Below are 15,073 nucleotides of genomic sequence, written 5' to 3'. Positions count from 1 at the left end.
TGGCCACAGGAGAGAGGCTGATCGATGAACTCATTTCCTAGAAGAGCATTCTTTCGACTTCTTGCCGCACTCGCGCCAGTCATTTTCACACTGTCGCCGGCAAGCGTGGATGCGCAGACACATATCGTCCAGCCGAAGACGGCTTCACCCGTTACATCACCTTTGGCCATGCAAAAGGAACGGATGAACGCATGGACAGTCGGCTTGGCCGGCGGTCAACTCGAGGGCGCTCCGATACGGTTTGCCACCGAGATCGCGCGGGTCGTCGACGACGGGTCGAATATGCTCGTCCTGCCGATCGTGACCCGGGGGCCGGTGGAAAACATGAACGCGCTGCTCAGTTTGCGCGGCGTCGACATGGCGATCGTCAATTCCGACGCGCTCGAAGAATACAAGGTCCAGTTGCCGGACATTCAGAACCGCGTCGTCTACCTTCTCAACCTGTTCCCTTCCGAATTGCACATTTTCGTTCGGCCGGAAATTCAAAGTCTGCAGGATCTCGCCGGCAAGAAGGTCAATTTCAATACCTTGGGCACCGCTGCGGCCTATTCCGGGCCGCTGATCTTCAGCCGTCTCGGCATCGACGTCGACAAGACCTTCATCCCGCACCAGATCGCATTGGAGCAGATGCGCAAAGGCGAGTTCGCGGCCGTCGTCTTCATCACGTCGAAGCCGATTGACGCCTTCGTTCGCGGTCGCTGGGAGCCCGGTTTCAAATTCCTTCCGGTCGCATACGACCGCAAGTTCGAAGATTATTACCTGCCCTCGGCCCTCGAGCCCAGCGATTATCCAAACCTGATCAAGCAGGGCGAACGCATATCCACGATCGCGGTCCCGACGGTGTTGCTTTCCTTCAACTGGCCCAGGAATTCGAACCGCTATGCACGCGTGGCGCGCTTCGTCGACTATCTGTTTTCCCGGATCGACAGGTTGCAGGCTCCCGGCTTCGACCCGAAATGGAAATCGATCAATCTCGCTGCTACCGTTCCGGGGATCGCACGGTCTTCCGCGGCGCAAGCGTGGCTGGATCGTCAGCCGCGTGCAAAACAAGCCTCGCAATGAGGATCGTTGCGCGGCCCCTGCTCGTGGCGGTTTTCGCGGTCGGGAGCGCAGGCGCGCTTGCGGAAAACCTGTCGCAATCTCCGGCTGCCGCCGACAACTGGATTATCAGTGAAACCACCTCTCCGCTGGACTACAGGCCGGTTGTGGTTGCCGTCGCGCGATCCCGAGACACCGCAAAGGGCGCCGCATCGGAGCTTACCATTTCCTGCCGCAATGGTCGCACCGGTCTCGTGGTGACGGGACAGATCATCTCGGGCCGCGGCGACGACTATGCCATCTCGTACCGCATCGACGATCACCAGCCGGTGCAGCTGGGAGTTGGTTCACCATCGTCCGGAAGCGGTGCCGTCTTTCCCGGCGATATCGTTGTTTTACTGCAGTCCTTGCCTGACGCGGGCGAAATCGCGATCCGCCTCGCGCCTCGAACCGGTCCGCTGCGCGAAGTGCATTTCTCGCTCAACGGCTTGAGCGCGGTACGAAACAAGCTGGCGAGAGCATGCAACTGGCCACAGGCGATGAGCAAACCGCGCAGCGGATGACGACGAAACCGAACACTCAAAGGGAGAAGCATCGTGAAGAGATTTGGAAGCATGATGGGAGCGATCGCGGCCATCGCTCTGGTCACGGCCGCGTCGGCATCGGCGGGGGACGTGACGCGCGGCAAGCGGCACACCGCCAGCCAGGCGCAGCACCGTCTCATTCTGCAGGTCAACAGCAACGACCCAGCGATGATGAACCTCACGCTCAACAACGCCACGAACGTCGTGGAATACTACAAAGGCCTGGGTAAGAAAGTTTCGGTCGAAATCGTCACGTTCGGCCCAGGCTTGCACATGTTGCGCCAGGACACCTCTCCGGTGAAGGCACGGATCGAAACGCTCGCACTCAGCACGCCGGAAATCTCGTTCAGGGCCTGCGGCAATACCCAGGAGAAAATGCGGAAGGCCGAAAACAAGGACATTACCCTCGTTCCCCAGGCGAAGGTGGTGAGTTCAGGCGTTGTGCGCGTGATGGAACTTCAGGAGCAAGGCTGGTCCTACGTGAAGCCCTAGCTTCCGGCGGTCGACGTCCTCACGCTGAAATGCAGGTCGCCGGCTCCGGGAAGCCGGTTTTTTGGCGATCTGGGATGCCAATCAGCTCATTTTGCTGCATTGCATATCTTTCCATGCTGCTATGCAAACAAACGCGTTGCTGCTGGTATCTGGTATACATAGATTATCCCCAACGATGAGCCGGCGCGTTGCCGGCACCCAGACAAGGGGACACACGATGTCAAAGACCACTGCAATCGCGTTCGCGCCGTCCACCTCTCTCTTCGGCCGCCTGCTGGCCACCATCGACCGCCTGCTGATGAAGAGCGCGGAGATCTCCAACCGCAACGGCGACCTGCCGCGCGTCGGCCTCTGAGCGCAGGCCATCCGCGGCGTTCGGCGGCGAAGTGCTTTCGCCGCGAAATGCGACCTGAAATTGTACCTTCGACCAATGGCCCCAATTTTTTGGGGCCATTTGTTTTTGCCTTGAACTAGTCTTCTGTCGGGATCGTCGAAAGCTCTGCGGCATAATCGCACGCGGCCGGACGCCGCGTTGAAGCTTGGCATATCGGATACCAAACTGGCCATCGCGCGCCACAAGCAGAAAGACGATAAGCGCGCCTTGGGAGGAGCAATGTCGGACATGGTTCAGGCAACCACGGCCCCTACGGTTGCGCGCGTCAGCGACACCTATCGCTGGACACAGCTTGCGATCGGCGTCGCCGCAATGGTGATGATCGCAAATTATCAATACGGGTGGACGTTCTTCGTCCCCGACATCCAGAAGACATTCGGTTGGGATCGCGCCTCGATCCAGTGGGCCTTCACCCTGTTCGTGCTGTTCGAGACCTGGCTGGTGCCGGTCGAAGGCTGGTTCGTCGATAAGTATGGTCCGCGCATCGTGGTCTTGATCGGCGGCATCCTCTGCGCGATCGGCTGGGCGATCAACGCGCAGGCGACCACGCTGAACGGCTACTATCTCGGCATGATCATCGCGGGCATCGGCGCCGGCGGCGTCTACGGCACCTGCGTCGGCAATGCGCTGAAATGGTTTCCCGACAAGCGCGGGCTCGCCGCCGGCATCACCGCCGCAGGATTCGGCGCGGGTTCGGCGCTGACGGTCGCGCCGATCCAGGCGATGATCAAGGATTCCGGCTTCCAGAGCACGTTCCTGTATTTCGGTCTCGGCCAGGGCATCGTCATCGTGGCGCTGTCCTTCTTCCTGCTCGCGCCGAAAACGGGGCAAGTGCCGCAGGTGGTGCAGAACGCCAATCTGATCCAGACCAGGCGCAACTATCAGCCGGCCGAAGTGCTGCGGGCGCCGATCTTCTGGCTGATGTACTTCATGTTCGTCATCGTCGGCGCCGGCGGCTTGATGGTGACGGCGAACCTGAAGCCGATCGCGGTCGACTGGAAGGTCGATGCGGTTCCGGTGACGCTGGTCGGCATGACCATGACGGCGGTGACCTTCGCCGCGACCATCGACCGCATCCTCAACGGCCTGACGCGTCCGTTCTTCGGCTGGATCTCCGACATGATCGGCCGCGAGAACACGATGTTCATCGCCTTCGGCATCGAGGGCCTCGGCATCTGGGCGCTCTACATGCTCGGCCACGATCCGGTGTGGTTCGTGATCCTGTCGGGCCTGGTGTTCTTTGCCTGGGGCGAGATCTACTCGCTATTTCCCTCGACCTGCACTGACACCTTCGGCGCCAAATTCGCGACCACCAATGCGGGCCTGCTCTACACCGCGAAGGGCACCGCCGCGCTATTGGTGCCGATCGCCAACTACATGCAGCAGTCGTCGGGGCATTGGGACAACGTCTTCATCATCGCCGCCGGCGCCAACATCCTGGCTTCGCTGCTCGCAATCGCGGTGCTGAAACCCTGGCGAAGGCTCGTGGTGGCGAAGTCGGCCGCGTAGCCAGCCTCGCCCTTCCCGCATCACAACGCGCCCGGCCGCACGCCGGGCGCGTTTCGTTTTACGCGTAGAAATGACGTGCCGGACTCGACCTAAGTATGCCAGATTTGCTGCGGTGCAGCGGAATGATAGGCTTGCTTTCTGGAATATAGTATACCAACATCCCCTCAACAGTAGCGACGATACGTCACTACAATTGCGACACTGAGTCTCAAAGAAGACCGGCGCGTTCGGGAGGACTTGATGGTTTCCAGCAATACAGCCGTCACACAAGCTCAACCTTCGTCCAGTGGCTTCCGCTGGCTGCAGCTCGCCATGGGCATCGTCTGCATGGCGATGATCGCCAACCTGCAGTACGGCTGGACCCTGTTCGTCGATCCGATCGACGGCGCGCATCACTGGGGCCGCGCGGCGATCCAGCTCGCCTTCACGATCTTCGTGGTGACCGAGACCTGGCTGGTGCCGGTCGAAGCCTGGTTCGTCGACAAATACGGCCCTAGTCTCGTCATTGCGTTCGGCGGCGTGATGATCGCGCTGTCCTGGGTGCTGAACTCCTATGCCGATTCCCTCACGCTGCTGTACGCCGCCGCGGTGCTCGGCGGCATCGGCGCGGGCTCGGTGTACGGCACCTGCGTCGGCAATGCGCTGAAATGGTTTCCCGATCGCCGCGGCCTTGCCGCCGGTGCCACCGCAGCCGGCTTCGGTGCCGGCGCTGCGCTGACGGTGGTGCCGATCGCCAAGATGATCGCCGCGAGCGGCTACCAGAGCGCGTTCTTCAATTTCGGCATCGGGCAAGGCCTGGTCGTGTTCGTGCTGGCCTTCTTCATCCGTCCGCCATCGCTCTTGATGCCGCCGAAGAAGAAGCAGCTCAACCTCCCGCAGACCAAGATCGACTTCACGCCGCCGCAGGTACTGCGCACCCCGATCTTCTGGGTCATGTACCTGGTGTTCGTGATGGTCGCCTCCGGCGGGCTGATGGCGGCGGCGCAGATCGCCCCGATCGCGCACGACTACAAGATCGCCAGCACGCCGGTCTCGCTCGCCGGCTTCCAGATGGCGGCGCTGACCTTTGCGATCTCGCTCGACCGCATCTTCGACGGCTTCGGCCGCCCGTTCTTCGGCTGGGTGTCCGACAATATCGGCCGCGAGCACACCATGTTCATCGCCTTCGGCACCGGCGCGTTGATGCTGCTGACGCTGTCGACCTGGGGCCACAACCCGCTGGTGTTCGTGCTGTCGACCGCGGTCTATTTCGGCGTGTTCGGCGAGATCTACTCGCTGTTCCCGGCGACCTGCGGCGACACCTTCGGCTCGAAGTTCGCGACCACCAACAACGGCATGCTCTACACCGCCAAGGGCACCGCCTCGCTCTTGGTGCCGGCGGCCAGCATCGTCGCCACCAATTACGGCTGGCACGCGGTGTTCGTGATCGCGGTCGCGCTCAACGCCACCGCCGCGCTGATGGCGCTGTTCGTGATCAAGCCGCTGCGGCGCGCCTTCATTCTCGGCAACGAAGCCGCCGCCGAAGCCGCGGCTGCGCCGAACGCCAAGACGGCCTGATCGAGACAGGCTCATTCCGAGGGACTGAGAAGGGCGCACCGGAACGTGCGCCTTTTTCTTTCATCCGACACAGGCATGCCACATACCATATTGCCCCGGCTGAATTTCTGCCCGATCGTCGGATCCCCTAAAAATCACTCGAAACGTCAGCAAAGCTGCCTATTTCAGCGTTTTCCTGGTGGTAGATTCCGTCACATCGGAGTTGACAACTGGTATTATGTATACCAATCTTGTCGCCTCAGAGACCCCAGGGAGGTTGCCATGCAAGTCGGAGATATCCTGCGCAAGAAGACCCCACGCGTTGCGACGGTTCGCATGAACGAGACGGTCGCGATCGCCGCCCAGCTGATGCGTGCCAGCAATATCAGCGCGCTCGTGGTCAAGGATGTCGTCCGCACCGAGGGCAACACCGCCGTCGGCATGTTCACCGAGCGCGACGTGGTGCGCGCGATCGCGCAATACGGCGCGGCCGGCGCCGGCATGCGGGTGCAGCAATTCGTCTCGGTGCAGCAGCTCGTCTCCTGCAACTCGACCGATACGCTCGAGCACGTGCGGCATTTGATGAACAAGCACCACATCCGCCATGTCCCCGTGATCGACGATTACAGCCTGATCGGCGTGGTCAGCATGCGCGACATCTCGGCGGCGTTCGACGACGAAGCCACCGCGCCGGTGATGGAAGCCATACCGGCCTGAGACCGCAGCTGACGGTTTTGCGGATGCATCGCGAGATCAGCGCGGCCCTCGCCTGATCTCACGCCCCCTTCATTTCCGCATGGGCGCGCCGCCGGTGCAGGATAGACTTTTGCCGGACCCGACGGCATCCTCCCGCGCGACATCCAAACAAGCGCGCGCGGGGATGTCCGCGCCGCGGAAAATGCGAGCGGGAACCGAGGGCGGCATGATCACCACACGCTTCACCGAGATGTTCGGCGTCGATCACCCGATCGTGCAGGGCGGCATGCAATGGGTCGGGCGCGCTGAGCTCGTCGCCGCCGTCGCCAATGCCGGCGCGCTCGGCATGATCACCGCGCTGACCCAGCCGACGCCGGACGACCTGCGCAAGGAGATCGCGCGCTGCCGCGAGCTGACCGACAAGCCGTTCGGCGTCAACCTCACCATCCTGCCCGCGATCAAGCCGCCGCCCTACGCCGAATACCGCCAGGCCATCATCGAGAGCGGCATCAGGATCGTCGAGACCGCCGGCAACAAGCCGCAGGAGCATGTCGACGAGTTCAAGAGGCACGGCATCAAGGTGCTGCACAAATGCACCAGCGTCCGCCACGCGCTGTCCGCCGAGCGCATGGGCGCCGACGCGATCTCGATCGACGGTTTCGAATGCGCCGGCCATCCGGGCGAGGACGACACGCCCGGCCTGATCCTGATTCCGGCTGCAGCCGACAAGGTCAAGATCCCGATGATCGCCTCGGGCGGCTTCGGCGATGCCCGCGGCCTGGTCGCTGCGCTGGCGCTCGGCGCCGAGGGCATCAACATGGGCACCCGATTCATGTGCACCAGGGAGAGCCCGATCCACCAGCTCGTCAAGGAGCGCATCGTCGCCAATGACGAGCGCGAGACCGAGCTGATCTTCCGCACCATGCGCAACACCTCGCGCGTCGCCAAGAACGCGATCTCGACCAAGGTGGTGCAGATGGAGAAGGAAGGCGCCAAATTCGAGGACGTCCGCGAGCTCGTCGCCGGCGCCCGCGGCAAGATGGTCTACGCCACCGGCGACGCCGACGAGGGCATCTGGTCAGCCGGCCAGGTGCAGGGCCTGATCCACGACATCCCCACATGCGCCGAGCTGATCTCGCGCATCGTGCACGAAGCCGAAGCGATCATCGCCGAGCGGCTCGAGCGCATGATGTCCGGCGGCAAGCGCCAAGCCGCTGAATAGCGGCCTGGCTGTTGCCACGTCAGCCGGCTTCCTGACGCCGGACGTCCTCTGACGGAGTTCATATGCGTCTGTTCGCATCAGTCGTTGCGGCCGCCCTGTGCCTGGTCTCCAGCTGCGCCGATGCGGCCGGGCTTCGGCTCGTCCAGGTGCCGGTCGACGGCGCCCCACCGATGCAAATCGCGGTGTGGTCGCCCTGCGCCACGCCCGCAGGCGAGGTGAAGATCCGCACGTTGACGTTACCGGGAACGGCGGATTGCCCCGTGCTCGGCGACAAGCTGCCGCTCATCATGGTGTCGCACGGTTACGGCGGCAGCTTCACCGGACACCACGACACCGCCGAGACACTGGCGGATGCCGGCTTTGTCGTGGTCGCCGTCAATCATCCCGTCGATACCGGCTCCGGCGACATGACGCGGGCCGATACGCTTGCCGTGCTGGTCGAGCGTTCCGCCGACATCAAGCGCGCGATCGACTACATGCTCGGCGCTTGGCCGGACCACGCCAGGCTCGACCCCGGCAGGATCGGCTTCTTCGGCTTCTCGCGCGGCGGCTACACCGGCCTCGTCGTCGCCGGCGCCAATCCCGACATCCGCAAGGCGACGGCGTTCTGCCCGGAGGGCAATCGCCTGCCGAGCTGCGAGGAGCTGCAACGCAACAAGCTTCCGGCCGAACCGGCCGTTCACGACCCGCGCGTGAAAGCCATGGTCGTCGCCGATCCCGCGTTCGGTCCGCTGTTCGATCGCGACGCGTTGAAGGACGTCAAAATACCGGTTCAGCTCTGGGCCTCGGAGCTCAGCGGCGAAGATCACATCACGGAAATCAATCCGGGCTACGTCGCAGCCATCAATGACGAGCTTCCGGTCAAGCCGGACTATCATGTGGTCCGCAATGCCGGACACTTCGCCTTCCTGGTGCCCTGCTCTGCCGATCTGGCCCAGCGCCGGCCGAAGATCTGCACGGATCCGCCGGGCTTCGATCGCGTCGCTTTCCACAAGGAGTGGAACGCGCGTATTGTCACCTTCTTCCGTGAGCATCTGATCGAAGATCGTCAACCATAACGCGGCCAGCAACGCCGGAGAGAAAACATGAAAGCCTATGTGTACGGCAGCAACGGCCCCGAGATCACTGAGGTCGCAAAGCCCACGCCAAAGGGCACGCAGGTGCTGGTCAAGGTCCATGCCTGCGGGCTGAACCGCGCCGACCTCGGCATGACCAAGGGCCACGTCCACGGTGCGGCCGGCGGCGTCGGCACCGTGCTCGGCATGGAATGGTCCGGCGAGGTCGCCGAACTCGGCCCCGAGGCCAGGGGCGTCAAGGTCGGTGACCGCATCATGGGCTCGGGCGGTGCCGCATTCGCCGAATACACGCTGGCCGATCACGGCCGGCTGTTCCGCGCGCCCTCGAACATGAATTTCGACGAGGCCGCCACCCTGCCCGTCGCGCTCGCCACCATGCACAACGCCGTCGTCACCAACGGCGCGCTGCAACCGGGCCAGAGCGTGCTGATCCAGGGCGCGAGCTCCGGCGTCGGCCTGATGGCGATGCAGATCGCAAAGCTGAAGGGCGCCAAGCTGGTGATCGGGTCATCGACCGATGCGATGCGCCGTGGCCGCCTGAAGGAATTCGGCGCCGATCTCGCGGTCGATTCCAAGGATCCCGGCTGGGTCGATCAGGTGCTGCAGGCGACCAACGGCGAAGGCGTCGACCTGATCGTCGATCAGGTCTCAGGTCCGGTCGCGAACCAGAATCTCAAGGCCACCAGGGTCAAGGGCCGCATCGTCAATGTCGGCCGGCTCGGCGGCACCCATGGCGATTTCAACTTCGACCTGCACGCGGCACGCCGCATCCAGTATATCGGCGTCACCTTCCGCACCCGCTCAATCGAGGAGATCCGCGAGATCTTCGACGAGGTACGCAAGGACATCTGGCCGGCAGTCGAGTCGCGCAAACTGCAATTGCCGATCGATGCGGTCTACAAATTCGCCGACATCGGCAAGGCGTTCGCGCACATGGAAGCCAACCAGCACCTCGGCAAGATCGTGGTGACGCTGTAGCGGCATCTTGGAGGCATCCTGTAGGGTGGGCAAAGCGAGGTGTGCCCACCATCACAGGCACTGAGCAAGAAAGGTGGGCACGTCGCTTACGCTCCTTTGCCCACCCTACGGACTTCGTCGGATGGGTGGAGCAGCGATACCCATCAAGCCCTCGCCCGCGCGTTCACCGCGCCTCGCCGGCAAACCCCTGCCGCAACTCCGAGAGCCGCGCCAGTGCGGCCTGCGGCAACGGCCCCTTCTCAGCGGCCGCAAGCGCGTCCTCGAATTGTTGCGGCGTCGCCATGCCGACCAGGATCGTGCCCATCGCCGGATGCGACAGCGCAAACCGCGTGGCGGCTTCAGTCAGGCTGGCCGCAAATCCCTCCTCGACCAGCGGCATCAGCCGCCGTGCGCGCGCGATATCGGCATCGTAGCTCATGGCGGAGCCGATCGGTTCGGGCGCGGCGCCCGCGATTGGATGCCGCTCGGTCGACGCCGACAGCGCGCCGCCGGCCAGCACGCGGATGCCGACGACGCCGACGCCGGCAGCCCTTGTGCGATCGAACAGGCGTCCATAATCCTGCGCCGGATAATCCGGCGGCAGGTCCTCCGCGGCCGACGGATTGAGCATGTTGTAGACGATTTGCGCGCTGTCGAAGGCGCCGGCATCGATCACCTGCTGCAAGGCCGCGGTCTCGCCGACCGCCGTCATGCCGAGAAAGCGCACCTTGCCCTGCTCGCGCAGCCGCTGGAACGCCGGCACCACGTCGTCAAGCACCTGGCTGACACTGAGCACCGTTCCGCCGCCATGCGCGGTGATCGGATTGTGCAGGTGGAAGATGTCGACCCGCTCGAGACCGAGCCGCGCCAGGCTGCCCTCGAGCGAGGCGCGGACGCTGTCGGCGACGCGGCCAGCTTCGCCGGGCCGCAGACGCACCTTGGTGCCGACGACCGCGTTGGTCGGTTTCAGCTGCCGCAGCACGCGGCCGAGATTCGTCTCGGACTGTCCATCGCCGTACTGCACCGCCGTGTCGAAATAGTTGACGCCGGCGCCGACCGCCCGCGCGACGGTCCGCTCCTGGTCAGCAGGATCGCCACGCACCATCAATCCGCCTACCGCACCGCAGCCGAAGCCGAGGATCGAGAGCTGCATTCCCGTGCGTCCAAAGATCCGCATCTGCATCGCCATTCCTCCGAAGGTCGCGCGATTATGGGTCCTGGCTTTCGCCAGGACGACACGCGTGGTTTTTAGCGCGATCGCTGGCGACACGCGAGACGGCCTCTTAATTCGGAACAATTCGCAACGCCCGTTGCTGTTGCAAGTGAGTAGCGATTGCGGTTCGCGAACGACACTTGATGTTCAACGTCCGCCTGCTAGACAGCCGCCCATGAGCGCTCCCAGCACCAAGACGTCAGTCGCCACCATCTCGATCTTCGCCAGCGGCGGCATGGCGATCGCAAAATTCGTCGTCGGCATCGCGATCGGCTCGCTGGCGCTGATCTCCGAGGCGCTGCACTCGACGATCGATCTGGTCGCGACCATCATCACCTGGGCGGTGGTGCGGGTGTCGGACCAGCCGGCCGATGCCGAGCATCATTACGGCCACGGCAAGTTCGAGAGCGTCTCGGCGCTGTTTATCATTGCCCTGCTCTACGTGTTGGCCGGCGGCATCCTGGTGCAGGCTTACAGCCATCTGCGCGAGGGCGCGCCGCCGCCGACGATCTCGGCCGTCCCCTTCGTCGTGCTCGTGCTCGACATCGTCGTCAATCTGTGGCGCGCACGCGCGCTGCACCGGGCGGCGCGCGACACCAAGAGCCAGGCGCTCGCCGCCGACGCGCTGCACTTCGCGTCCGACGTGATGGGCTCGACCGCGGTCATCGTCGGCCTCGTGCTGGCAGGCTTCGGCTTCTGGTGGGGTGATGCCGCGGCCGCGATCGCGGTTGCGGTCATGATCGCCCTGCTCGGCCTGCGCATGGCGCGGGAGACCGTCGAGACCCTGCTCGACCGCGCCCCCGAAGGCGCGCTGGAAAAGGCCACCGCCGCGATCAAGACGGTGCCCGGCGTCCTCGACGTCAATCGCCTGCGCGTCCGCATGGTCGGCGCCACCCATTTCATCGACGCGATCGCCGCCGTGCCGCGCACCTATCCGATCGACCGCGTCGAGGAGATCAAGCGCAGGGCGCAGGAGGCGATGACCAGGACCTTCGGCGACGCCGACCTGACCTTCACCGCGGTGCCGGTGGCGCGCGACAATGAGAGCGTGCGGGAGCGCATCATGGTGATCGCGCGCAATTCCGGCCTTGCCATCCACCACGTCACCCTGCACGACCTCGGCGGCAAGCTGATCGTCAGCATCGACCTCGAGGTCGACGGCGAGATGGCGCTGAACGCGGCGCACGACATCGCCCACGAGCTCGAGCGCGCGATCCGCGAGGACTTCGGCGAGGACGTCGAGGTCGACACCCATATCGAGCCGCTCGAGCCGGAACTGCCATGGGGAACCGATGCGAGCGCCGAGCGCGTCGAGACGATCAAGGCCGCGCTGACCTCTTTCGCCGCCGATGGCGCGATCCATGACATCCACAATGTGCGCGTCCGCAACACCGACGCCGGCGAGATCGTCAACTTCCACTGCCGCGCCGCGCCCGCGATGAGCGTGCTCAAGGTGCACGAAGGCGTCGACGAGATCGAGCGCGCGCTGCGCCGCGCCTTCCCGACCATCAAGCGTGTGATCAGTCACGCCGAGCCGACGCGCGACCGAGCATGATCCGGACCCGGAGGACCGCGTGAGCGCAAAGTGTGAAGCGGCAATCTCAAACAAACTTCTGTAGTTCTACGGAGTCGTTCCTGTTTCGGACTCGAATTGCGGTAACCGATTCCACTCGCGGCAAGATTTATTTCGCATTAACGATTCGTTGACTCTCGACAGCCCCGGCAATCTGGATTCAAATCATGATGATTCGGATGCATCGTGGGGAGCGTCCGAACCGCGTAAAATACAGCTTCAAATGGGGGTCTAGGGCATGGCGCGTGCGCATGCGGCGAACGCGTGCGTCCAATCCGATTCGATCAAGGGATTGGCGCAGTCGATCGCAAAACCGGCATATCACAGGCTGCTGACTGCCGAGCCTGCATTGCGCCGCGCCGTGCCAACCCTGATCATCGCCTTCCTGATCACGATCTGCCTCGGCGCCTTCGTCCAGGTCATCGACCAGAGCCGGCAGAAGCGCGGCGCGATGAAGCGCGACCTCGCCGCGCTCTCCGACATCCTGGCCGAGCGTCTCGACCGCCTCACCTCGGTGCGCCGCGACCGCATCGCCAACATCGAGCATCTCCAGGAGCTGCTGCCCGACCTCATTCCGTCCTGGGGCATCGCGTTCGGCCGCCACGTCATCATCACCGGCGCCGATCATCGCGTGCTGGCGCGGGTGCCGATCGACGGTGCCGGCGAAAGCGACCGCATCCTCGACATCGTCTCGACCGCGCAGCTGATGGTCGCGCCCGGCCAGCAGGGCATCGTCAGCGACATGACGCTGCCGGGCGGCACCAACGCGCTGGCGATCTCACGGTTGGTCAAGTCGCTGCCGGGCCAGATCGTCGTGATCCAGGAGATGAACGAGCCGATCTGGGGATCCGACGCCGCGCTCTCGGTGACGCTGTCGGCGACCACGAGCTTCGTGGTGCTGATCCTCGGCTTCGCCTTCCACTGGCAATCGACCCGCGCCCGCGAGGGCGACCTGATCAACGACGCCGTGCGCGGCCGGATCGACACCGCGCTGAACCGCGGGCGCTGCGGGCTGTGGGACTGGGACCTGTCGCGCGGCCGGATCTTCTGGTCGCAGTCGATGTTCACCCTGCTCGGGCTCGATACCCGCAACGACCTGCTCACCTTCGGCGAGGTCAACGCGCTGGTGAAATCCGACGACATCAACCTGTTCGAGATCGCCGACCAGCTGATCGCCGGCAAGATCGACCACATCGACCAGACCTTCCGTATGCAGCATGTCGGCGGCCACTGGATCTGGCTCCGCGTGCGCTGCGAGCTCAGCCAGGCGGCGGCCGATGGCGGCCTGCATCTGATCGGCATCGCCGTCGACATCACCGAGCAGAAGAGCCTCGCCGAGAAATCGGTCGAAGCCGATCTCCGCCTGCGCGACGCGATCGAGACCATTCCGGAAGCCTTCGTGCTGTGGGACGCCGACGATCGCCTGGTGCTCTGCAACTCGCACTTCCAGCGCCTGCACAAGCTGCCGGACAGCGCCGTGACTCCCGGCACCTCCTACGAAACCGTGATCGAGGTCGGCAGCATGCCGGAGGTGCGCACCCGCCTGCACGAGAGCGGCGTGCCGGCGCCGGGCGCGCGCACCTTCGAGGCCCAGCTCGACGACGGCAGCTGGCTGCACATCAGCGAGCGCCGCACCAAGGACGGCGGCTACGTCTCGGTCGGCACCGACATCACCCGCATCAAGGCGCATGAGCAGAAGCTGGTCGACAACGACCTGCGCCAGCGCGCCACCGTCATCGACCTCAAGCGCTCGCAGAGCGAGCTGGAGCGGCAGGCGATCGAGCTCGCCGACCTCGCCCAGAAATACTCGCAGGAGAAGACCCGCGCCGAGGACGCCAACGCCGCCAAGTCGAAATTCCTCGCCAATATGAGCCACGAGCTGCGCACGCCGCTCAACGCCATCATCGGCTTCTCCGAGATCATGGGCAGCGGCCTGTTCGGCCAGCTCGGCTCCGACAAGTACCAGGAATACTGCCACGACATCCTGACATCGGGGAAATATCTGCTCGAGGTGATCAACGACATCCTCGACATGTCGAAGATCGAGGCCGGCCGCATGAAGTTCGACATGGAGCCGCTCGACCTCTCGGGTATCCTCGCGGAGTCGCTGAAGGTCGTGTCAGGCCGCGCCGAGGGCAAGGGCCTGTCGCTGGAGTCGGAAATCGAAAGCACGATCTCGGCGGTGGCGGATCGCCGCGCGGTCAAGCAGATCATCGTCAACCTGCTCTCCAACGCGGTGAAGTTCACGCCCGACCATGGCCGCGTGCTGGTCCGAGGCCAGATGGTGAACGACTCGATCGTACTTTTGATCGCCGACAGCGGCATCGGCATCGCGCCGGACTCGCTGCGGCGGCTCGGCAAGCCGTTCGAGCAGGTCGAGAGCCAGCTCACCAAGACCTACCAGGGCTCGGGCCTCGGGCTTGCGATCGCGCGCTCGCTCACCAATCTGCACGGCGGCTCGATGAAGCTGCGCTCCAAGCTCGGCGTCGGCACCGTCGTCCGCATCACGCTGCCGCGCGATCCGCACGCGCTGCGGGCGAAGCTGTCGCAGGCGGCCTAGCGTCAGGCATCCTTCTTCTGCAGCGCGGTCGGCCGCCAGCGCATCGATTTGACCTTCCGCAAGGCGCGCTAAAGCGGGATGGAGTTAGGTTGAATCGATTTCGCCTCAGGTTCGGCTCACCTCTCCCAGCGGGGAGAGGTCGATTTGCGCCTGGCGAGCATCGTCCAGTGCAAATCGGGTGAGGGGCCGCAGCGCTAACGAGAGACCGTAACCCCTCACCCGG

At 64.2% G+C, this 15,073-nt stretch carries 13 protein-coding genes; 12 read left to right on the top strand and 1 reads right to left on the bottom strand.

Going from position 1 to position 15,073, the window contains the following annotated elements; all coding sequences use genetic code 11:
* Positions 1 to 24 precede the first annotated feature (24 nt).
* The 10 genes from IC762_RS13145 to IC762_RS13100 all read left to right on the top strand — a co-directional run bounded on the left by IC762_RS13145 (position 25) and on the right by IC762_RS13100 (position 9,525).
* Positions 25 to 1,062 carry a TAXI family TRAP transporter solute-binding subunit gene (locus IC762_RS13145; RefSeq protein WP_195789199.1) on the top strand — a complete coding sequence of 346 codons (1,038 nt, stop codon included), beginning with the start codon at positions 25 to 27 and terminating at the stop codon, positions 1,060 to 1,062.
* Positions 1,059 to 1,601, top strand: coding sequence for a hypothetical protein (locus IC762_RS13140; protein WP_195789198.1), 543 nt, complete (start codon positions 1,059 to 1,061; stop codon positions 1,599 to 1,601). The genes IC762_RS13145 and IC762_RS13140 overlap by 4 nt, the downstream gene beginning before the upstream one ends.
* Positions 1,602 to 1,634: 33 nt before the next feature.
* Positions 1,635 to 2,114: a DsrE family protein gene (locus tag IC762_RS13135; protein ID WP_246801549.1), complete on the top strand. Its 480-nt coding sequence runs from the start codon at positions 1,635 to 1,637 to the stop codon at positions 2,112 to 2,114.
* Positions 2,115 to 2,331: 217 nt separating this feature from the next.
* Positions 2,332 to 2,469, top strand: a complete 138-nt coding sequence (locus IC762_RS13130) for a hypothetical protein (protein WP_195789197.1) — start codon at positions 2,332 to 2,334, stop codon at positions 2,467 to 2,469.
* Positions 2,470 to 2,727: 258 nt separating this feature from the next.
* Positions 2,728 to 4,017 carry an oxalate/formate MFS antiporter gene (gene oxlT, locus IC762_RS13125; RefSeq protein WP_195789196.1) on the top strand — a complete coding sequence of 430 codons (1,290 nt, stop codon included), beginning with the start codon at positions 2,728 to 2,730 and terminating at the stop codon, positions 4,015 to 4,017.
* A 240-nt stretch (positions 4,018 to 4,257) separates the two neighbouring features.
* Complete coding sequence (gene oxlT / locus IC762_RS13120) at positions 4,258 to 5,574, top strand: oxalate/formate MFS antiporter (RefSeq protein WP_195789195.1); 1,317 nt, start codon at positions 4,258 to 4,260, stop codon at positions 5,572 to 5,574.
* 261 nt (positions 5,575 to 5,835) lie between these two features.
* The gene (locus IC762_RS13115) at positions 5,836 to 6,270 is read left to right on the top strand and encodes a CBS domain-containing protein (RefSeq protein WP_195789194.1); all 435 of its coding nucleotides are present in this window, start codon (positions 5,836 to 5,838) and stop codon (positions 6,268 to 6,270) included.
* 205 nt (positions 6,271 to 6,475) lie between these two features.
* Positions 6,476 to 7,471, top strand: a complete 996-nt coding sequence (locus tag IC762_RS13110; RefSeq protein ID WP_195789193.1) for an NAD(P)H-dependent flavin oxidoreductase — start codon at positions 6,476 to 6,478, stop codon at positions 7,469 to 7,471.
* Positions 7,472 to 7,533: 62 nt separating this feature from the next.
* Positions 7,534 to 8,529, top strand: coding sequence for an alpha/beta hydrolase family protein (locus IC762_RS13105; protein WP_195789192.1), 996 nt, complete (start codon positions 7,534 to 7,536; stop codon positions 8,527 to 8,529).
* Positions 8,530 to 8,556: 27 nt separating this feature from the next.
* On the top strand, positions 8,557 to 9,525 hold the full coding sequence (locus IC762_RS13100) for a zinc-binding dehydrogenase (RefSeq protein ID WP_195789191.1): 969 nt from the start codon (positions 8,557 to 8,559) through the stop codon (positions 9,523 to 9,525).
* A 163-nt stretch (positions 9,526 to 9,688) separates the two neighbouring features.
* Here the strand turns inward: IC762_RS13100 and IC762_RS13095 are convergent, their stop codons facing one another.
* Positions 9,689 to 10,657: an aldo/keto reductase gene (locus tag IC762_RS13095; RefSeq protein ID WP_195789190.1), complete on the bottom strand. Its 969-nt coding sequence runs from the start codon at positions 10,655 to 10,657 to the stop codon at positions 9,689 to 9,691.
* Between the two features lie 235 nt (positions 10,658 to 10,892).
* Here IC762_RS13095 and IC762_RS13090 point away from each other — a divergent pair, with 235 nt between their 5' ends.
* A complete protein-coding gene (locus IC762_RS13090) occupies positions 10,893 to 12,272 on the top strand; it encodes a cation diffusion facilitator family transporter (RefSeq protein WP_195789189.1) in 1,380 nt (459 codons plus the stop codon).
* Positions 12,273 to 12,528: 256 nt separating this feature from the next.
* The gene (locus IC762_RS13085; protein WP_195789188.1) at positions 12,529 to 14,850 is read left to right on the top strand and encodes a sensor histidine kinase; all 2,322 of its coding nucleotides are present in this window, start codon (positions 12,529 to 12,531) and stop codon (positions 14,848 to 14,850) included.
* Positions 14,851 to 15,073: the final 223 nt, after the last annotated feature.

The sequence above is a fragment of the Bradyrhizobium genosp. L genome (assembly GCF_015624485.1).
Classification (GTDB): domain Bacteria; phylum Pseudomonadota; class Alphaproteobacteria; order Rhizobiales; family Xanthobacteraceae; genus Bradyrhizobium.
Note: the sequence above shows the minus strand (reverse complement) of the source record. Positions and strands in the feature narration are given on the sequence as shown.